The organism is Dyadobacter sp. CY312, assembly GCF_021390535.1.
In the GTDB taxonomy this organism is placed as follows: domain Bacteria; phylum Bacteroidota; class Bacteroidia; order Cytophagales; family Spirosomataceae; genus Dyadobacter.
The window spans coordinates 368,659-388,882 of record NZ_JAJUXG010000008.1 but is presented as its reverse complement, the minus strand read 5'-3'; the positions used below and the strand labels follow the sequence as shown (position 1 = coordinate 388,882).

Sequence of the window (20,224 nt, the reverse complement as noted above, 5' to 3'; positions counted from 1 at the left end):
ATCTATCCACATTGCATCTTTCAGGGATTTGAAGATTTAAGAAGATAATGCCTTAGGCATGTAACATTGGTAGAAATACAAATGATCCAATGGAATACAAATGCCGGAGACATGCAATAAAATCACAACTAAGACTCTTCGTAATCCAGATCCTTACCATAGGTCTCTTCCATTTTCCATAGAGACATTAGTGCCAGTAGAAAACAGATACCGCCCACGGTTGCGCCAGATTTTAAAACACCCCACTCTGGTTTTAAGAACTGGAAGAGTGGCAAGGTAATGAGCACCGTTGCACGTACATTGTTCGCAATAGATGTGGTGACCGTTGCGCGGAGGTTTGTTCCAAATTGCTCGGCAGTTGTTGTCAGGAACATGGCAATGTAGCCGATGGAAAAGCCTAACCACGCGTAACATACATACAAAGTTGATGCGGTTTGAATACCTCCGTGAATGAGCCAGATAGTGCCGCCAAGTGTCATGAGCATCATCCACAGGATCGCCTGTTTCCGTGATCGAAGCCATTGACTTAAAAACCCGCTGAAAAAATCACCGGTAACAATACCCATGTAAGTGTACAAAACGCAGGTTCCCGCCTGCACTTCTTCCTGAATACCCAGCGCTTTGGCAAACTCATTTCCAAATGTGGCGTAAATTCCGATGACCATATAAGTAGGTAGGCCAATTCCCATGCAACGGATGTAGCGTACAAGTCGCGATGGATTTGTGAAGATGGTCCACCATTGCACTTTGTTTGTTTTTCTTTTCTTGATACTCAAATCAAAAATGATGGATTCCAGCACATTTACCCGAAGAGCAAGTAAAATAAGCCCCATGCCTCCGCCGATGAAATAGGCCGTTCGCCAATCGGTTAACTTGACGGCAAAGAACGCAGCAATGGCTCCGGCCAATCCCACACTTGCTACCACAGACGCTCCGTACCCACGTAATTCCTTTGGCAAAATTTCGGCTATGAGCGTTATCCCGGCTCCGAGCTCGCCCGCAAGGCCAAAGCCTGCTATAAATCTAAGTATGGAATACACCTCAACATTACTGGTGAAACCGCATGCAACGTTTGCCAGTGAGTAGGTAAGTATGGATCCGAACAACACGGATCGGCGCCCCATTTTATCTCCAAGAATCCCCCAGAGAAAACCACCAATAAGGAGCCCCGCTTGTTGCCAGTTGTAAATGTGCGAACCTATCACCGAAATTTCCTCATCCGAAAGCCCCAGATCCTTTAAGCTGGGAACCCTCACAATATTGAAAAGAAGCAAATCGTAGACATCGACAAAATAGCCGAGCGACGCTACAATGACCGGCAAACTGACAACGGAACGAACAGGTGAAGTAGATAGTGAATTCATATAGGATCAAGAATTCTTGTTTTAATCTTCGGATGGTTTTCTGCGCAGCGATTTTACAATGGCATTACGCTGTTTGGTTTGCAGACGTTCCGTCTTAGAAGCTAACGTAGGTCTCGTTGCCCTGCGTTTCTTCTGTACAGTAAATGCTTTTTGAATCAATTCATTAAACTTGGCAATTACTTTGTCTTTGTTAGCTAATTGCGAACGTTCTGTCTGGTGATACAAAATCAGCACTTTATCATTTGTCATACGAGAAGCCAGTTTTACGTACAACAATTCTTTCTGGTCATCACTGAGCAAAGCCGAGTTTTTGACATCAAACCGGAGCTCCACTTTCGTCTCCACTTTATTAACATTCTGCCCTCCGCTCCCACCGCTTCTTGCAGTTTGGAAAACAAGTTCTGAATGAAGTGTTTCGGGATTAATCATTTGTATAGGTTAATATGTAATTAGCTGCCGGCTATGAGCCGTCAGCTATTGGCAACAGCCTGATGAATTTCTTTATCGCACTGGCTAAACAACTGCTTATGTTAAGGATTGTTAATAGTTATACGCACAGATGGGGGAATTTCGCTTTATAAATGTCTTTGCAACGAAACCAACTCATACATTCAGACGCAGAACCAGAATACAATCCATTGATTATTAAATATTTAAAATAAAAGAACGCTTTCTTGCAACCATTTAATAACAATAAACATCGTTAATCAGCAGAACATATCCATTTATACACCTTACAAAGGTCGTTAAACCAAGCACAAAAAAGATAGTCAAACCGTCGATTTTAATTTTAGAAAACAATTAATTCTTATAGCTATGAACACCATACATCAACTTCGGATCTTCGGCCTGGCGCTACTGCTTTTGGCGGGTCTGTCGGTTCAGGAAAAAGTGCAGGCGCAACCCGGTGTTTCTATATCATTCCAGACATTCTATAACGAGTTGTCTCCTTATGGACGCTGGACTAACTCACCACAATACGGATCTGTATGGACACCTTATGCAGAACGAGGTTTTCAACCCTATTCTACCAATGGATACTGGGAGGTAACAGAATACGGTAATACCTGGGTTTCGGATTACGACTGGGGCTGGGCTCCTTTCCACTATGGCCGCTGGTCATATGATGATTACAACGGTTGGTTCTGGATTCCCGGATATGAATGGGGCCCAGCTTGGGTAAACTGGAGAACAGGCGGTGAATATTATGGCTGGGCTCCTTTGGGACCTGGCATGAACGTTAACATTTCGATCAATATTCCATCGTTCTGGTGGGTGTTTGTTCCGCAACGTTACATCGCAACCCGTAACTGGTACAACTACTGCGCTCCGAGAAATCGCGTGACGCATATTTACAACCAGACCACGATCATTAACAATTACTACCGAAACGACAATCGTACTTATGCTTACGGACCAAGACGCGAGGAGATTGAACGTGTTACGAGAAGAAGTGTTCCCGTGAGAGAAATTGACAGTAATCGCAGAGGTCGTGTTGTTACAGAAAGATCACCCTACGACAGATACGACGCTCCGGACCGCAGTGGATCGGTATACCGCCAAAACGGAAGAACAGCAAACAATGGCCGAAGCAGCAATGAATCCGACCGCGGAAACTCGGGAAGATATCAGTCTAACGGTCGATCGTCAGGTTCAGAAAACGGTAACAGGGGTTATGAAAGTCCATCACGTTCTTCCGCTCCAAACCGCGATGTTTATTCAGAAGGAAACAACGGCCGTGGGAATTCTGATTCTTACAGATCAGCTCCGTCAGCGCCAAGTGCTCCACAACCAAGCCGGGAATACCGAAACCCTTCACAGAGCAACGAACGCAGCGGAAGATCGGAACGCCAGGCTGATATGGGAAGCAGAAGTTCGGGACGGATTAATGGCGGAGAATCGCCGGCAGTACGTTCAGCTCCATCCGAAAGAAGTTCCGCACCAAGATCTTCACGCTCCGAATCCGGATCTGACAATTCAGGTGGCGGTTTGCGCTCGGAAAGAAGCAGCAGAGGTCCCCGTTAGTACATTTAAGTCAATTTTAAAACCCCACCAGAAAACACGCTGGTGGGGTTTATTTTAAAAAGATATTTCTATGCGGGTAATTCTGGCATCTGTTTGACTCTTTGTTAAAGCGTTTGAATACGATTCCTAAATCTTACAGCATTTAATGGAAATACAGTTTGATATCGAGTTTAAGGAAAGTGCGCCTAAATACATACAAATTATCAAATCACTCCTACTGGCGATCAGTAAAGGAAAGCTTAAAAGAGGAGATAAAATACCATCTATCAATCAGTTAAGCGAGGAATATCTATTATCTCGTGATACTGTTGAGAAGGCATATAAGCACCTGATCAAAGATGGTGTACTTGTATCTGCCCGCGGCAAAGGCTATTTTATCAATAGGGTCGACATTGAAAATACCTCCCGTATTCTTTTGGTTTTTAACAAAATCAGCAATTACAAAAAGCAGATTTACAACGCCTTTGTGGAGAATATGGGGCGTAATGTACTGGTTGATCTTCACATTCACCATTCCAATATTAACATCTTCAGGAACCTGATCCAGAATAGTTTGGGTGAATATGACTATTATGTCATCATGCCGCACTTTTATGAAAAAGCAGATGAAGCACTGGAAGTGCTGAAATTACTTCCGCCTGAAAAACTGATCCTGCTTGACAAGGATATGGACCTTCAAAGCAAAAAACATTCGGCTGTATTTCAGAATTTTGAGAAAGATATTGTCTGCGCGTTAAATGAAGCGGTTGATCTGCTGAACGTTTATCAAAAGATTATATTGATATTTCCGACCATGATCCCCTATCCGAAAGAGATTATAAAGGGATTCCGGATCTTTTGTATTCAGCACCATTTTGAACATGAGATCATCTACGATTTTCATGAAAACAGCCAAGTAATCAAAAATGCAGCTTACGTAGTTATTGAAGAAAATGACCTCGTGAACCTGATCAAAGAATGCCGGCAACAGCAATTGGTGATAGGAAAGGACATTGGAATAATTTCCTATAACGAAACGCCCCTGAAAGAAATATTACTGGACGGCATCACTACAATCTCAACCGACCACGAACTCATGGGCAAAACCGCTGCTCAATTGATCAACGAAGGCAAACAGGCACTGATCAAAAATCCGTTTACGTTGATTAGGAGGAAGTCGTTGTAAGAGAAAGGTCTAAGCCAGGTAGAAGTAAGAAACTCCAACTCAGCTTAGACCTAATGTATTGAAACTGGTATCTTACAATCCAGTTGCCACAGTCACTTTTCCTCTTTCATTCATCAGTTCTGAGCGAACTTTCAGGTTTCTAAATAATCCTACCGGATCAAGTGCTCCTCCGCTCAAACGCATTGATTCACGTACCAACGGACGAACGTCTGTTCTGAATGCATTTTGTAAAATTTGCTGCGCGAGCACCACGTCATTCTGCTGACGAGCCTGTTCAAGCTTTTTGCTGTCAACAAGAAGTGCCTGAGCATGAGCAATCAAAATGGCTTCAACAGACTGTAACAAATCTTCCAAAGGATCTTTCACGTTGTGACTTGCATCGATCATCCATGCATAACCATCACTGCCTTTCCCCGCACGTTTCATTCCTTCAACAAGCTCAACGAAGATCAGGAACAACATATATGGACGAATGCTTCCTACTGTCAGGTCATCGTCGCCATATTTGGAGTCGTTGAAATGGAAACCAGCCAAACGACCTTCCATCATCAGCGTGGCAACAATTTGTTCAATATTGGCATTGGGCAAATGGTGACCAAGGTCAACCAATACATCCGCTTTCGCCCCCAGTTTCTGGCAGAAAAGCAATGAACTTCCCCAATCCTGAATTACAGTTGAATAAAAATTAGGCTCGTATGCTTTGTATTCTACAAATACTTTCCAGTCGTCAGGCAAAGCAGCGTAAATTTCCTGTAACGATTCCAGTGTATTCTGGAAAGATCTTACAAAATTGGATTGTCCAGGAAAGCAAGAACCATCGGAAAGCCAGATTGACAACGCTTTTGATCCAAGATCCTTACCATATTTGATCACTTCAATATTGTGCTCAACAGCCTGTTTTCTAACTGCTTTGTCAACATGTGACAGCGATCCGAATTTATAAGAATGCTCCTGATCTTTCTGATCCTGAAATGTATTGGAATTAACCGCGTCAAATTTCAGATCCAGAGACGAAGCCAGGTTGATAACCGACTGCGCCTGACTTGGTATATCCCAGGGAATGTGAAGCGATATAGAACCACTTGAACGGTTCAATGCGTGCAACAAACCAACATCCTCAATTTTTTCTTCCAATGAACGAGGTTCTCCGCCACCTGAAAAACGGCCAAAACGAGTTCCGCCGGTTCCCAAGGCCCAGCTTGGAATCGCAACCTGAAACGCTTCAAGTTGTTTTACAATGTCATTTGCATTAATTCCCTGCTCTCCCAGCTGCTCTTTTAAGAAAACAAACTGATTATTATGTCTGGAAAAAAGGCTGTCATTATACTGGTCAACCTGATATTTTTCAATTTTCATGATATTTAGCTTTTGGCTTCTAGCGGTTGGCTATCAGCTGCTATGGATATTCAATTATTATCTTACAAACGCAGCAGGTACACCACCATCAACGTTAATCACATTACCAGTACTTTTGCTAAGCAAGCCACCCACAAGAACGAAAACGCCGTTAGCGATGTCTTCCGTATGGATTTCAGCACCAAGAACGGTACGTTTTGCATAGTATGCAGGCAATTCTTCAATTTTGATTCCGTAAGCTTTGGCACGACCGGCAGCCCAACCACTTTCCCAAATCTTGCTACCAGAAATAACGGCATCCGGGTTAACCACGTTGACACGAATTTTGTCCGGACCAAGTTCGGCTGCCAAAAGGCGCGTCATGTGTTGCTGAGCAGCTTTCGCTGTTCCGTAAGCAACGTTATTTGGTCCTGAAACCAATCCATTTTTACTAGCAATGTTCACAATATCACCACCCAAGCCCTGCTGACGCATAATTGCGACGGATTCCTGTGAAACAAGGAACTGACCTTTTACCAATACATCTTGCAAAATGTCCCAGTCCTTGATAGTCGTTTCTGCCAATGGCTTCGAAATAGAAAGACCAGCACAGTTCACTACGATATCAACACCACCAAATTTTAATTTCGTTACATCCAGGGCCGCCTTAATCTGATCGGCATCCAATACGTTTGCATTTGCAGTTGCAGAGAAATCTTTGCCAAATTTAGCGTCGAATTCCGCCTTAGTTTCAGCGAGTGCGTTATCATCAATATCTGAAATAACCACGCATGCGCCTTCCTGAAGGAATTTCTGAGCGATGGCTTTGCCAATACCGCCAGATCCGCCTGTAACGATAGCCACTTTACGGGAAAGCGCTTTTTCCTTTGGCATACGCTGCAATTTAGCTTCTTCCAATAGCCAGTATTCAATGTCAAATGCTTCCTGCTCTGGCAGAGACACATAAGAAGAAATCGCCTCAGCGCCCTTCATCACATTGATGGCATTGGTATAGAATTCTGCCGCTACACGCGCAGTTTGTTTGTCTTTTGCAAAAGAGAACATACCTACACCTGGAAGCAAAATGATCACCGGATTCGGGTCACGTACAGCCGGACTGTTGTCATGTTTGCAACGGTCGTAGTAAGCCTGATAATCCACACGGTATGCTTCAAACTGCGGACGGATTTTGTCAAGAATCTCCTGATCAGTACCACCAAGCAATTCAAAAGGAAGGTCCAATACCAGCGGACGGATTTTTGTACGCAGGAAGTGATCCGGGCAGCTGGTTCCAAGTGGAGCCAGTTTATCAAGATCATGGCTACCAATGAATTCAAGTACGCGTTCGTCATCTGTAAAATGACCCACCATCGCTTGTTTGTCAGACGCCAAACCTCTTAAATAAGGAGCCAATTTGGCAGCAACTTGCTGACGTTTTTCTCCTGCTTCATTTTCTACACGTTTTCCACCAAATACCGGACGGCTTTTACCATAGTTCGCTGCAAGGTATTCCGAGGCTTTTTCAATCGTGTCAAGCGTATTGATATACGATTCGTAAGCAGTGTCACCCCATGTGAAAAGTCCGTGACCGCCCAATACGATCCCGCGGATTCCGGGGTTTTCTGCCAGAGCCTGTTCCAGTTTCAACCCAAGGTCGAAACCAGGACGCTGCCAAGGCACCCACGCCAGTTCACCACCGAATAGTTCTTTTGTAATCGCTTCACCTTCTTTGGATGCAGCAATAGCAATAAGTGCATCCGGGTGCAGGTGGTCAATGTGTTTGAATGGCAACAAGCCATGCAAAGGCGTATCAATAGAAGGTGCTTTGGATTTCAGATCGTAGATACAGTGATTGAAAAGCTCAACCATTTCATCTTCAAACTCCAGACCACGATAAATATTTTTCAGATTATGCAAACGATCCTGATACAGTCCTGCCAGTCCACTTCTTGTCAGCGTTCCGATATCACCACCTGAACCTTTGATCCACATCACCTCAACGTCGTTACCTGTCAAAGGATCTTTTTCAATTGTTTTACAACTTGTGTTTCCACCAGCATAATTGGTCAGACGAAGGTCTGCCCCCAATAAATTGGAACGATAAAGAAGAAGTGCAACCTGATCATCTCCCAGGGAAGCCGCCTTTTCATCATCCCATAAATAACTTACATACTTGTACTGGCTTGCTTTTGAACTGCTCATATTTTGTGTTTTTTAATAATCCGCGTTTAAGTAGGAAATCATAGTGGTGAAAGAATTTCATGAAACAATTACTACTCTTCTAACATGGTACAAGATTAGAAAACTTAGCAATAGACACCGTCCTGTGGTATCCTGCATGTATTAATAAAATAAGAAATAATAAGATAAAATATATCTAAACTAAACAAAAAAAGTGCCCAGGGAAATATATATCCCGGGCACTTTCTTTACTACTTCCTTATCAAACTTATTTCTCTATAACAATTCTGGTTGTTTCATTACCTACTGTTACGATATAAATGCCATTAGGTAGTTGGGTTGTACTGATTGGTTTACCGGAAGTAAGTTTCTGGTTTAAAAGTACCTTACCCCTTAAATCGTAAATTACTGCATTATCGTTTTTTTGAAAATCACTTACAAAAAACTCGTTGGATGCAGGATTTGGGTAAAGGTGTAAAAATGAACGATTACGTTTAATTGAAATAATTCGTGAATATTCAAACTTTCCGTTATGATCAATTTGCTTCAGACGATAATATGTAATCGGCCACACCTCCGTATCAGTAATACTATAAGTCTGTAACTCCTCTGAACTTCCATGACCGTCAACAAAACCGATGCGTATAAATTTTTTCATGTCTGCACTTTTTTCTATTTCGAAACCAGAATTGTTAACTTCTGATGTAGTGCGCCAGGTTATGATATTATTTGAATTTTCATTTTTTGCAGTGAATGAAACAAGTGTAACCGGCATCGAACCAAGTTCAATGAAAACTTCTTCGCTATACAACGTAAGTCCGGGGACTAAACTATTGGTAACCTCCACTTTATAAGTAGCTCCACCGTTAACAAAAATTTGCCCGGATATATCACCAACCAGGGTCGCTATCAATGTCCCATTCTCAAAAAATTTGTACGTGTTATTATTACTATATGTGGGATAACCTGTTTCCAAGCCACCTGCATCTACCGAAATAATGTAGGGAAGAGGAAAAGCGGGACTAACTGAAAGGGGAAGCAAAGCCTGTGGAGAATAAGATGCTAATCGACTTACATTTGTATCCATTCCGTCAAATGTAAAGGAGTGATTACTTATATAAACTTTGGCCGTGGTAGGCAGCCCGGATAAATCGGGAATAGGTCCGTGCAAAGCACCGTAAGATCCGTACCCTCTTACAAAATCTCCAAAATAATGAAGATCTAATACTTCCAAATTCGTGAAATTGCCGAAAGAGGCAGGAATCGTTCCTTCAAAAATGTTCCCGCCCAGTTTCATGAATTCTAAAGCGGTCAAATTACCTAATTCCCCGGGAAGATTGCCACTTAGGTTTTGATATGATAAGTCGAGATACTTCAAATTTATTAAGTTGCCTAATTCAATTGGTATTGCCCCTCCGAGCTCTCCTACCGGATCAAACCCGAAATCAAACGCCTTGTAACTTATGTCCAGAAACGTCAGATTTAGTAAATTTCCCAAGCTTGAAGGAATTGACCCAGTAAAACGGTTCCCACCAAGATCAAGATATTCAAGGTTAGTTAAATTACCAAGTTCCGCAGGAATAACGCCGGAAATCCCACCCCATCCTTGCAAATCCCCAGGATCATTGGCGTTGAGATTCAATACTTCCAAGGCGGAAAGATTACCAATTTCAACAGGTAAATAACCGAATGTCGCGTTTTTGCGAAGGTTCAATTCAGTTACCCGGCCACCCTCACAAGTTACCCCATACCAACCGCAAGGATTATCACCAGGCGCTCCCGAAGGATTCCATCCAGTCTTATTTGTCCAATCATCCCCATTAGTTGCATTATAAAGCGCCACCAAAGACAACCGATCATCTTCCAAAGTTTGCCCAAAACTTACACTTACAGAACAAAGAAGGGCAAAAAATAAGTAATATTTTTTCATAGTTTTTTGATAAGCGTGAATTAAAAATTACCGTACAATAAAAATCCCGCAGAATGAAATAGCATCATTCTTGTCACGTGATTATATAGAAGCTGTTCTGAGACGTTGAAAAAAATCGACAGTAAGGTATGCCTCTGTCAAGGTACTAATTCAAACAGAAAATTAAGTAAATACAACAATAATTTAATTTCTGTTACTTATCTTAATATTTAAGATACATCATTTCCAAATCAATCCCATGTTTTCAAACATAAAGGCATAAATGTCTGACTGCGTTTCCAGTGCTTTTTTGGTATTGCTCGCTCCGTGTCCTGAATTGGTGTCAATACGGATCAGTAATGGGTTATCAGATGTTGCTCCTGCCTTAGCCTGTAGTTCCGCTGCATACTTGAATGAATGCGCGGGCACCACCCTGTCGTCATGATCAGCGGTGGTCACCATCGTAGCCGGATACTTCGCTCCTTCTTGAATATTATGCAAAGGTGAATACCCGTAAAGCATTTTGAATTCATCTGCATTGTCGCTGCTGCCGTAATCTGCGATCCAGTTCCAGCCAATTGTGAATTTGTGGAATCTGAGCATATCCATCACGCCGACTGCCGGGAACGCAACTTTGAAAAGCTCCGGACGCTGATTCATTACCGCTCCTACAAGCAACCCTCCATTTGAGCCGCCCTGGATAGCAAGACGAGCCGGAGACGTATATTTTTCCTTAATTAAAAACTCCGCAGCTGCGATGAAGTCGTCAAACACATTTTGCTTCTTGAGTTTCATTCCCTGTTCGTGCCATTTCTCGCCATATTCACTTCCTCCGCGCAGATTGGCCTGTACATACACACCGCCCTGATCCAGGAATGGAATACGTGTAGGACTAAATGAAGGAGTCAAACTGATGTTAAAGCCACCATATCCATAAAGAATAGTAGGATTTTCACCATTCAGCTTCAAACCTTTTTTATAAGTGATGAATGCAGGAACCTTTGTTCCATCTTTACTGGAATAGAACACCTGCTTGGTTTCATAATCGCTTGGTTTGAAAGAAACCTCAGGCTCACGAAAGACCGAGCTTTTCTTTGTGGCAATATCGTATCTGAAAATGGTTGGCGGATAATTGAATGAAGTATAGGTGTAGAAAACAAAAGTATCTTCACGCTCTCCACCAAAACCGGATGCCGATCCCAGGCCAGGCAACTGTACTTCATTTTCGAGTTTGCCTTTCAGGTCATATACATAAACTCTTGTGGTCACGTCCTTGGAGTAGGAAGCAAATAATTTCCCGCCCGCGGTTCCTGCACCTTGCAAAGGTTCGGGTTTCTCAGCCAACACATCCTTCCATTCCTTCGTTTTCAGACCATAAAACAACACTTTGCTGTTAGGAGCATTCTCATTGGTTTCGATTAAAAATCCGTCGTTCAGGTTGTCGATCAGACTATAACTAAAATCTGTAATCTCTTCTTTCACCGGAACGAACTTAGATTCTCCTCTTTTCAAAACCCAAAGTCCGTTTCCGTCTTTTCCTTTCCCTCTGTCACTCACATACAAGGCAGCATATTGCTCATCCTCTGTCGTACTTACCGTATGAAAACGCTGCGGATTGGCAGGATCCTGAAAAACGAGTTTATCCTCTTTCTGGCTGGTTCCAACTTTGTGATAATAAACCTGGTGATTCTCATTTTTGGCAGCCAAAGCACTACCTTCCGGTTTTGGGTAGCTGCTGTAATAAAAACCATCTCCCTGCCATGCCGCTCCGGATACCTTGACCCATTCTACTTTATCAGCTAGCATCCGGAGCGTTTTCATGTCCATTACCTGGTATTCCTGCCAGTCAGATCCTCCCTTCGAAAAGCCACAAACTGCATGCGAACCTGTTTTCGAAAGCTCAAAGACGGTAAGTCTCGTAGTACCGTCAGCGGAGAGTTTATTAGGATCCAGCACAACTTCTGGTGTTCCTTTTAATCCTTTCTGACGATATAGCACGGCCTGGTTTTGCAATCCGTCATTTTTGTAGAAGTAAAAATAATCACCCTTCTTGCTCGGAGCAGAATATTTGGGATAATTATAGGCCTTTTCCAGATCATCAAAAATCTTCTGTTTGAAAGGTATTTTATTCAGATAGCCAAAAGTTACTTCATTCTGCTGTTTGACCCAAGCTTCGGTTTCAGCCGAACGGTCGTCTTCAAGCCAGTGGTAAGGATCCTGAACTTTTACACCATGATATTCGTCGGTATGCTCAATCTTGTTTGTAACCGGATATTTTACTTGCTGAGCCAAGCTGGTTCCAGCCACCGCCGTTGCAATTACTGCCGTCATTCCTGCGATTTTTAAATACATAAAACTGGTATTGTTCTTTAATCAATTGTTCAAGTAAACACAATTCGCCTCAAAATCATTGAATGCATTAAAATAAAAATCTACTACGATATATTTTTTTAGAAAAACTTTGCTTTAATTTAAACTACTACTACACATTACATCAAGAATTCACGATAGTAAGTCAGTAAACCCGTAATCTAAAATTTGTCAATGAGCCGAAGTTTAAAGTTCCTGCTGCTATATATAGTAGGTGTGGCCTTAATTCTGACAGATTGCTATTCACAAGAAAAAATCCCTTCCCAAAATATTGCAAAAGCAGGAACACTTGATCTGCGAAACGTAAACCTGAATAATCAGGATGTTGGTCTTACAGGTGAATGGAAGTTTTTTTGGAAAATGTCGCTGGCTCCCAAACAGGTTGAACCGAAATACGAATACAGTAAATTTCCAGGTCTTTGGAGCGATACGGAATGGAAAAATGAAGCAATTCCGTCCCAGGGTTTCGCAACTTATAAGCTCACGGTCCTGCTTCCCGAGCAAGACCAGCAATTGGGACTGGGCGTGCCCGAGATGTATTGTGCCTACAACTTGTTCGTAAATGGAAAACTATTGGCCAGGAATGGGAAACCTGGTAAGACAAAACTGCTGACACTGCCATACTGGTCAAATCAGGTGATTCCGCTAGCCTCAGAACGTGACACGTTGCAAATACTGATTCAGATTGCAAACTTCCAACACGAAAAAGGAGGCGCTTCAAAAGAAATAAAAATTGGTATCCTCAATAATCTTCAGGCAGCAAGCAACCTGAATTATGCCACCGACTATTTCCTTACCGGATGTATTTTAATGGGAGGTTTCTTCTTCCTGGGGTTGTACCTTTTCGGTAATCAGGATAGGTCCATTCTCTACTTCTCGTTATTCTGCATTTTTTACAGCTACCGTATCATCGGATCCGGACAATACACACTTCAATCCATTTTTCCACATTTGAGCTGGGAATATACCGTTCATTTTGAATACTTGTCCTTGTTTCTGGCAGTTGCTATGTTTGCGCTTTACACAAGGCATTTGTACCCGGAAGATGCCCCTCAAAAAATACTCTCTGTGATGGCCGGCATCTGCCTGGCCTTCGCCTTAATTACACTTCTCGCTCCTCCCATTCTCTTTACAAGGCTTATTGATCCTTTCATTTTTATTGTTGTCGTCTACATCGCCTTTGCTGTTGTAATTTATTGGCGCGCTTTCAGGAATCGCCGTGTGGGATCGGGATATGCACTGATGAGTTCCGTGGCAATTTTTATTATTATCATTTGTGTTATTCTGGAATATTATGGAATAGCCACACCATTCGACTTCGTTCTGTTTGTCGGATATGCCATTTTCTTTTTTTGCCAATCGCTCATTTTGACGTTCAGATTTGCATACACCTTAAAAAAAGCAAAGGAAGATGCAGAACTTGGTCTTAAAACGAAAAGTGAATTTCTCAGTACGATGAGCCATGAAATAAGAACACCACTTAATTCGGTGATCGGAATGACGCACCTGATGATTCGTGATGATCCGCGTCCCGATCAGAAAGGCCAGCTCGAAGTGCTTCTATTTTCCGCAAACAATTTGCTAACCATTGTAAACGATGTGCTCGACTTTGGTACCATTGAGGCAGGCAAGATACGTTTTACCCTTGAACCTACGGACATATCATTGATAGCACGAAACACCATCTCGGGATATCAGGCTGCTGCAAACAACAGCGATATTAACTTTATACTGGACATAGATGAGCATCTGCCCACGCACGTTCTGGGCGACAAAACACGAACTGCCCAAATTATGGGAAACCTGGTTCATAATGCGACCAAGTTCACCAACAAGGGACACGTTAAATTATCCGTTCATACAGTAAAGAAAACCCAAGAGGAAATTACGCTTAAAATTTCTGTCGAGGATACCGGCATTGGAATACCGTTGGACAAACAGAAAGTCATTTTTGAAAGATTTACCCAGGCCGACTCTTCTACTTCCCGTGGTTTTGGCGGAACGGGACTCGGGCTGGCGATCAGCAAAAAATTGTTAGAGATTCAGGGAGTTGATCTGAATCTTACGAGTGAGCCGGGCAAGGGCTCTACCTTCTATTTTGTACAAACTTTTCCGATTCTGGTAGAACCTGAAATTACGCCAAAAATAGAGAACAAATCTCCTCAAAAACTCTCAGGTATCAGGATATTAATTGTAGAAGACAACGAGATGAATATACTGGTGCTTCAAAATTTCCTGAAACGCTGGGGTGCCTCTTTTGATATCGCCCGTAACGGACAGGAAGCCATTGATATGCTGAACGAATCACACCAGTTAATTCTGATGGATATGCACATGCCTGTAATGGATGGCTACGAAGCAAGCAAAGTGTTGCGCAGCAGAGGTGAAACCATACCAATCATCGCACTGACAGCAGGGGTTGCAGTTGATATTGAAGATTCAATCTACGAAATCGGGATCACCGACATAGTCGTAAAACCCTTTATCCCGGAAAGTCTTTTGAAAGTGGTTTTACAACACTTAAAAGCCTGAAAATAATCTTGTGCTATTTTCTTTTGTAGTAGTTCAGAGTCACTCTTTCCCCGTTACCCTTTTCACTTAACGTGTAGAAACCATCAGCAGCCCGATCAAAACATACAGCCTCTCCCTGTGGTTCCAGAGCAACCATGAGCGTCCTGGAAGCCGCTTTTGTTAATGTTTGCGCAACAGTTTCTCCGCTTTTCCTCTTCCAGTAATACACCGCAACATACGTCCGGATTACGATCTCGTCTCCGTCAAGAGAAATATCTCCGCTTGAAGCTATACTTACAGAAGGAACCACTCCCACTTTTTCAGCAGTAATCGTTTCTGTTGTCGACTGCGGATATGGCAGCCTGTATATGCCCGTTTGAGCCTCTTTTGATACTATAAAAATATCACGGGTCAATGGATCCAATATCAGCGTCTCCGCATCTCTCGGTCCATCCGGATAACGAAATCTGATTTTGTCCAACTTAGCACCGTCAAAACTACCATTAACGTTACTTATTTCAGGAATTCTGTATACAATGTTCGTTTCGGTCATTGGTAAATTGTTGTTTCCAATGTCTCCTATAAAAACATAATTTACCCCATCTTGTGGTCCGGCCCCCAGCGTTACATCCTCCCAATCGTGGTTTGCTGCACCGGGCACTCCAAACTCTTTAATTGTCTTGCCATCACCAGAAACCAAATAAAGCGAGGCCGGACGGCCAGAATCCTGGTGCGTCCATAAGTAGCCATTCATACTCGCACTTGCCGCTAAACCCGAAGCTTCATCAATAGTTCCCGGTTGTATATCAAACTTCTGTGGAGAAGATTCAAATTGTTCGGATCGTCCGTTTGAAGGTTCCGGATCCGATCCGCAGGAGATTATAAAACAAGATGCGAACAATACAAACTTATAATCGATACGCAGATAACCTGTTTTATTTTGATTCATAAAAACTCATCATGTTAGATTTGCTAAAAATACGTACTTTTGCGCCATTTATTATAGGACACTATCCATTTCTCAGTATTAAAATAATTATATGTTACGTACACATACCTGTGGTGAGTTAAGCTTAGAGCATGTAAATCAGGACGTTGTCTTGTGCGGATGGGTGCAGCGCATTCGTGACAAGGGCGGCATGATCTGGTTGGATTTACGCGACCGCTATGGCCTGACGCAACTTCTTTTTGAAGAAGGGAAAACTCCCGCAAGTGTATTGGAAACTGCCCGTTCACTCGGCCGCGAGTTTGTTATTTCTGCAAAAGGACAGGTGATCGAAAGGCTTTCCAAAAATGATAAAATTGCAACAGGATCAATTGAAATACGTGTATCGGAACTTTCGATTTTGAATCCCGCCAAATTACCTCCTTTCCTTATTGAAGATGAAACCGACGGTGGTGACGACATCAGGTTAAAATACAGATATCTTGATCTTCGCCGTAATAATGTTAGAAAAAACCTTCAGTTGCGTCATCAGGTAGCACGTCATACCAGAGCATATCTGGACGAACTTGATTTCATTGAAGTTGAAACGCCAGTTCTGATAAAATCGACTCCTGAAGGTGCACGTGACTTTGTGGTACCGAGCCGTATGAATCCGGGTGAGTTTTATGCTCTGCCACAATCTCCGCAAACATTCAAACAATTGCTTATGGTAGCCGGTTTTGACCGTTACTATCAGATTGTAAAGTGTTTCCGTGATGAGGATCTTCGAGCGGATCGTCAGCCTGAATTTACACAAATTGACTGCGAAATGTCTTTTGTTACTCAGGAAGACATCCTGAACACATTCGAAGGCCTGATCAGAAACTTATTCAGCAAAGTAAAAGGAATAGAACTTCCGGAAGTTCCTCGTATGACCTATGCAGATGCGATGCGATTGTATGGTTCAGACAAACCGGATATTCGTTTCGATATGAAATTTGTTGAACTGAAAGGAGAAAACACTGATCTTACATCCGGAAAAAGTTTTGGTGTATTCGATGATGCAGAATTGGTTGTGGGCATATGTGCTCCCGACTGCGCGCATTATACCCGCAAACAAATGGATGAGCTAACCGACTGGGTTAAACGTCCTCAGATCGGAGCGAAGGGATTAATCTATGTGCGCTACAACGCCGACGGAACGATCAAATCCTCGGTGGATAAGTTCTATTCAGAAGAAGATCTGAAGAAATGGGTTGAGGCATTTGGCGCCAAGCCGGGTGATCTGCTTTTGATCATGTCAGGTGCAGGTGATAAAGCCAGAAAGCAACTGAATGAAATACGTCTGGAGATGGGAACCCGACTGGGTCTTCGTAATCCGGACGACTACCGCGTGCTTTGGGTACTGGATTTTCCCCTATTAGAGTATGGAGAAACTGAAAATCGTTGGTTTGCCATGCACCATCCCTTCACAAGCCCGAAGCCGGAAGATATCCATCTTTTGGACAGCGATTTAGGAAAAGTTAGGGCCAACGCATACGATATGGTCATCAATGGCGTTGAGGTAGGCGGAGGATCTGTTCGTATTTTCGAAAGAGAACTACAACAAAAAATGTTTGGGATTCTTGGTTTTACACCAGAAGAAGCACAGGCACAATTTGGATTCCTGATGAATGCATTTGAATTTGGTGCCCCTCCACACGCGGGTATTGCCTTCGGTTTCGACAGGTTGTGCTCATTGTTCGGCGGAGTGGATTCCATCCGGGATTTCATCGCATTCCCTAAAAACAACTCCGGTCGTGACGTGATGATTGATTCACCTTCTACCATTTCCGACCTGCAATTGAAAGAGTTGTCAATCGGCGTTACGGTTTAGACAAAAAAACAATCTTAAAATTGTGCTACTTTTCGTAGCTTTGCGCAATAATTAAAAGATGGTAGTGAATAAGTTACAGATTCCCTACCATCTGAATATCTATAAATTGTAATTTGATACACTACATGCATTATCCATTGTTACAGAGAATAACCCGTTCAATTGCTCTGTTTTTATTGCTGATTATATCAACTTTTTCTTTCGGTCAGGATCCTGTACCAACCCTTCCAATACCAGTACCCGCAACAACACCCGCCCAGCAGGTACCAGCAGTACCCACACAAGCAACACCTGCCACAAATTCACAGGCGGTTCAGTTCTACAACCAGGCCAAATCAGCCGGGATGTCCGATATGGATATCGAAAAAGCTGCTTTACAAAGAGGTTACACGTTGGATGATATTTCGGCAATGCGTAAAAGACTTGAACAGGGTTCAAAGGATAATACAAAAAATGAAACCAACAGGGATAAAGTCGACGATTCCCGTAAACAAGAGGATGAACTGGATGACGAGACAAACAATGAAAAAGATTCTTTGTCTGTAAACCGGGCAAGGTCAAGGACTATCGATAGAACTTTTGGCTCTTTTTTCTTTCAGGGAGCATCCACTACTTTTGAACCTAACCTTAGGATTGCTACGCCAAGAAACTATATTCTAGGCCCTGATGATGAATTAGTAGTAGATATTTATGGCAACGCAGTAGATAACTTCCGAATGAAAATCAGCCCGGAAGGAACAGTTAAAATGCTAAACCTCGCCCCTGTTTATGTAAATGGGCTTACCGTTGAGCAGGCAAATGAACGTATTGTCAATCGCCTCAGACAAGCCTATTCAAGCCTGAACCGACCAGGGTCCGGCACGTACTCAACCATTACGCTGGGTAATGTAAGAAGTATTCAGGTAATGATTACCGGGGAAGTAGCTCGTCCTGGCACATACACAGTTTCTTCTCTGACCACCGCATTTAATGCACTCTACAGGTCAGGAGGACCAAATAGTAATGGTTCTTACAGAAACATTGAGGTTGTACGTAACAATAAGGTAATTCGCACAATAGACTTGTACCGCTTTTTAATTGATGCCGACCTAAGGGATAACATCGCCCTTCAGGATCAGGATGTCATTCTGATCAGACCATATGATGTACGCATTGAATTGAATGGTGAACTTAAGAGAACAGGAATTTTCGAAGCGCGTTCAGGTGAAACATTAAAAGAAGTTCTAAAATATGCAGGCGGCTTTACTCCGGAAGCATTTACATCTTTAATTCAGTATCAGCGCAACACGGGTACAAACTTTATTATTGGGAGTATCGACTCAGTGCAACTTAACTCCTTTCAATCCAAAAACGGGGACATTTTTACAGTAAAGCGAATACTGGATGTCATTGCAAATCAGGTTGAGATCCGTGGTGCTGTAACCCGCCCTGGAATGTATCCGTTGGATGAACGCACAAAAACGGTAAAAGAACTTATCACCAGTGCACAGGGAATGGGGCAGAGAGCGTTTCTAAACCGCGCGCTACTGGAAAGATCAAGTGGGGATACCCAAACCGGGATGATCGCCATTGATCTTCGAAAACTAATGAACAATGAAATTCCTGACATTAACTTGCTGCCAGGCGATATTTTGACTATTAAATCCGTTGAAGATTTGAAGGAATTTACTTTTCTTACTGTCAACGGATCAGTCATGAATCCTGGTGTTTACTACTACTATAAAGACATTACAATACCCGATCTTATTTTCCAGGCAGGTGGTTATACAGAAGGCGGAGTTCCTTATCGTATAGAAGTATCTAGAAGAGTAAAAAATGATACATTGGATTTACCTTCCAATCAGAATGTGAGGATTTTCACGCTTGACATCCCTGACAATTTACGTATGGATTCCACAGCACAGAAGTTTGTTTTGTTTCCGTCCGACATCATATTTGTGCGTCAGTCACCCCGATACGAAAACCAGAAAATAGTAAATATAGAAGGAGAGGTAATGTACCCCGGACGGTATACAATCAAAAACAACTTTGAGCGTATATCCGATCTGCTACCTAAGATAGGAGGACTTAAACCGGAGGCCAATCTAAACAGTGCTCGTTTTTATAGAAATAATGAACAGGTTGCGATTACCATTTCCGACATACTGAACAATCCTTCTCTGCCTTCCAACATGCTATTGCAGGATGGGGATAATCTGGTCATTCCAAGAAAATCAGAAGTGGTACGGATTCAAGGAGGCGTCTACAACCCATCTTTGGTCAATTTTGATCCCAAGTTTTCATTTGGTGAATACATCTCCCAAGCGGGTGGATTTGCAGAGCGTGTGCGAAAAAACAGAGTGTATGTATCCTATCCAAACGGAAGAACGCATCGCACGAAACAATTCCTCTTTTTCCGCTCATATCCAAAAGTGGAACCAGGGTCTGTGGTAACTGTACCGGTGAAAGAACCGAAGGTAGAGCGCCAAATGACCACAGGTGAAAGATTAGCGATAATCTCCCTTCTTACTACTATGGCAATAACGATGGTACGACTCTTCTAATATTTAGCAAAAAGCATATT

Annotated in this window: 12 protein-coding genes; 5 read left to right on the top strand and 7 right to left on the bottom strand. The window is 42.6% G+C overall.

The window, feature by feature from the left end; translation table 11 throughout:
- Positions 1 to 128: 128 nt before the first annotated feature.
- Positions 129 to 1,364, bottom strand: coding sequence for an MFS transporter (locus LZG71_RS12950; protein WP_233821008.1), 1,236 nt, complete (start codon positions 1,362 to 1,364; stop codon positions 129 to 131).
- 21 nt (positions 1,365 to 1,385) lie between these two features.
- Positions 1,386 to 1,793, bottom strand: coding sequence for an alternative ribosome rescue aminoacyl-tRNA hydrolase ArfB (arfB, locus tag LZG71_RS12945; protein WP_233821006.1), 408 nt, complete (start codon positions 1,791 to 1,793; stop codon positions 1,386 to 1,388).
- A gap of 387 nt (positions 1,794 to 2,180) precedes the next feature.
- Here arfB and LZG71_RS12940 point away from each other — a divergent pair, with 387 nt between their 5' ends.
- Complete coding sequence (locus tag LZG71_RS12940) at positions 2,181 to 3,389, top strand: DUF6600 domain-containing protein (protein ID WP_233821003.1); 1,209 nt, start codon at positions 2,181 to 2,183, stop codon at positions 3,387 to 3,389.
- A 145-nt stretch (positions 3,390 to 3,534) separates the two neighbouring features.
- Positions 3,535 to 4,554: a GntR family transcriptional regulator gene (locus LZG71_RS12935; protein WP_233821001.1), complete on the top strand. Its 1,020-nt coding sequence runs from the start codon at positions 3,535 to 3,537 to the stop codon at positions 4,552 to 4,554.
- A 72-nt stretch (positions 4,555 to 4,626) separates the two neighbouring features.
- Here LZG71_RS12935 and LZG71_RS12930 read toward each other — a convergent pair whose 3' ends face one another.
- The 4 genes from LZG71_RS12930 to LZG71_RS12915 form a co-directional block, all read right to left on the bottom strand.
- The gene (locus LZG71_RS12930) at positions 4,627 to 5,910 is read right to left on the bottom strand and encodes a TIM barrel protein (RefSeq protein ID WP_233820998.1); all 1,284 of its coding nucleotides are present in this window, start codon (positions 5,908 to 5,910) and stop codon (positions 4,627 to 4,629) included.
- Positions 5,911 to 5,967: 57 nt separating this feature from the next.
- The gene (locus LZG71_RS12925) at positions 5,968 to 8,091 is read right to left on the bottom strand and encodes a bifunctional aldolase/short-chain dehydrogenase (protein WP_233820996.1); all 2,124 of its coding nucleotides are present in this window, start codon (positions 8,089 to 8,091) and stop codon (positions 5,968 to 5,970) included.
- 247 nt (positions 8,092 to 8,338) lie between these two features.
- On the bottom strand, positions 8,339 to 10,000 hold the full coding sequence (locus LZG71_RS12920; protein WP_233820995.1) for a T9SS type A sorting domain-containing protein: 1,662 nt from the start codon (positions 9,998 to 10,000) through the stop codon (positions 8,339 to 8,341).
- A gap of 219 nt (positions 10,001 to 10,219) precedes the next feature.
- A complete protein-coding gene (locus LZG71_RS12915) occupies positions 10,220 to 12,310 on the bottom strand; it encodes a prolyl oligopeptidase family protein (protein ID WP_233820994.1) in 2,091 nt (696 codons plus the stop codon).
- A 213-nt stretch (positions 12,311 to 12,523) separates the two neighbouring features.
- Here LZG71_RS12915 and LZG71_RS12910 point away from each other — a divergent pair, with 213 nt between their 5' ends.
- On the top strand, positions 12,524 to 14,881 hold the full coding sequence (locus tag LZG71_RS12910; RefSeq protein WP_233820993.1) for an ATP-binding protein: 2,358 nt from the start codon (positions 12,524 to 12,526) through the stop codon (positions 14,879 to 14,881).
- A gap of 13 nt (positions 14,882 to 14,894) precedes the next feature.
- Here LZG71_RS12910 and LZG71_RS12905 read toward each other — a convergent pair whose 3' ends face one another.
- Positions 14,895 to 15,809, bottom strand: coding sequence for a PE-PGRS family protein (locus LZG71_RS12905; RefSeq protein ID WP_233820992.1), 915 nt, complete (start codon positions 15,807 to 15,809; stop codon positions 14,895 to 14,897).
- Between the two features lie 91 nt (positions 15,810 to 15,900).
- Here LZG71_RS12905 and aspS point away from each other — a divergent pair, with 91 nt between their 5' ends.
- Positions 15,901 to 17,661 (top strand): aspartate--tRNA ligase, encoded by a 1,761-nt coding sequence (aspS, locus tag LZG71_RS12900; protein ID WP_233820991.1) that lies wholly within the window; start codon positions 15,901 to 15,903, stop codon positions 17,659 to 17,661.
- A gap of 125 nt (positions 17,662 to 17,786) precedes the next feature.
- The gene (locus tag LZG71_RS12895; protein WP_233820990.1) at positions 17,787 to 20,204 is read left to right on the top strand and encodes an SLBB domain-containing protein; all 2,418 of its coding nucleotides are present in this window, start codon (positions 17,787 to 17,789) and stop codon (positions 20,202 to 20,204) included.
- The last annotated feature ends 20 nt before the right edge of the window (positions 20,205 to 20,224 follow it).

Bases quoted from the DNA above. Each gene is read 5' to 3' on its own strand.
- LZG71_RS12950 (WP_233821008.1), bottom strand. From the start codon at position 1,364: ATGAATTCACTATCTACTTCACCTGTTCGTTCCGTTGTCAGTTTGCCG.
- arfB (WP_233821006.1), bottom strand. From the start codon at position 1,793: ATGATTAATCCCGAAACACTTCATTCAGAACTTGTTTTCCAAACTGCA.
- LZG71_RS12940 (WP_233821003.1), top strand. From the start codon at position 2,181: ATGAACACCATACATCAACTTCGGATCTTCGGCCTGGCGCTACTGCTT.
- LZG71_RS12935 (WP_233821001.1), top strand. From the start codon at position 3,535: ATGGAAATACAGTTTGATATCGAGTTTAAGGAAAGTGCGCCTAAATAC.
- LZG71_RS12930 (WP_233820998.1), bottom strand. From the start codon at position 5,910: ATGAAAATTGAAAAATATCAGGTTGACCAGTATAATGACAGCCTTTTT.
- LZG71_RS12925 (WP_233820996.1), bottom strand. From the start codon at position 8,091: ATGAGCAGTTCAAAAGCAAGCCAGTACAAGTATGTAAGTTATTTATGG.
- LZG71_RS12920 (WP_233820995.1), bottom strand. From the start codon at position 10,000: ATGAAAAAATATTACTTATTTTTTGCCCTTCTTTGTTCTGTAAGTGTA.
- LZG71_RS12915 (WP_233820994.1), bottom strand. From the start codon at position 12,310: ATGACGGCAGTAATTGCAACGGCGGTGGCTGGAACCAGCTTGGCTCAG.
- LZG71_RS12910 (WP_233820993.1), top strand. From the start codon at position 12,524: ATGAGCCGAAGTTTAAAGTTCCTGCTGCTATATATAGTAGGTGTGGCC.
- LZG71_RS12905 (WP_233820992.1), bottom strand. From the start codon at position 15,809: ATGAATCAAAATAAAACAGGTTATCTGCGTATCGATTATAAGTTTGTA.
- aspS (WP_233820991.1), top strand. From the start codon at position 15,901: ATGTTACGTACACATACCTGTGGTGAGTTAAGCTTAGAGCATGTAAAT.
- LZG71_RS12895 (WP_233820990.1), top strand. From the start codon at position 17,787: ATGCATTATCCATTGTTACAGAGAATAACCCGTTCAATTGCTCTGTTT.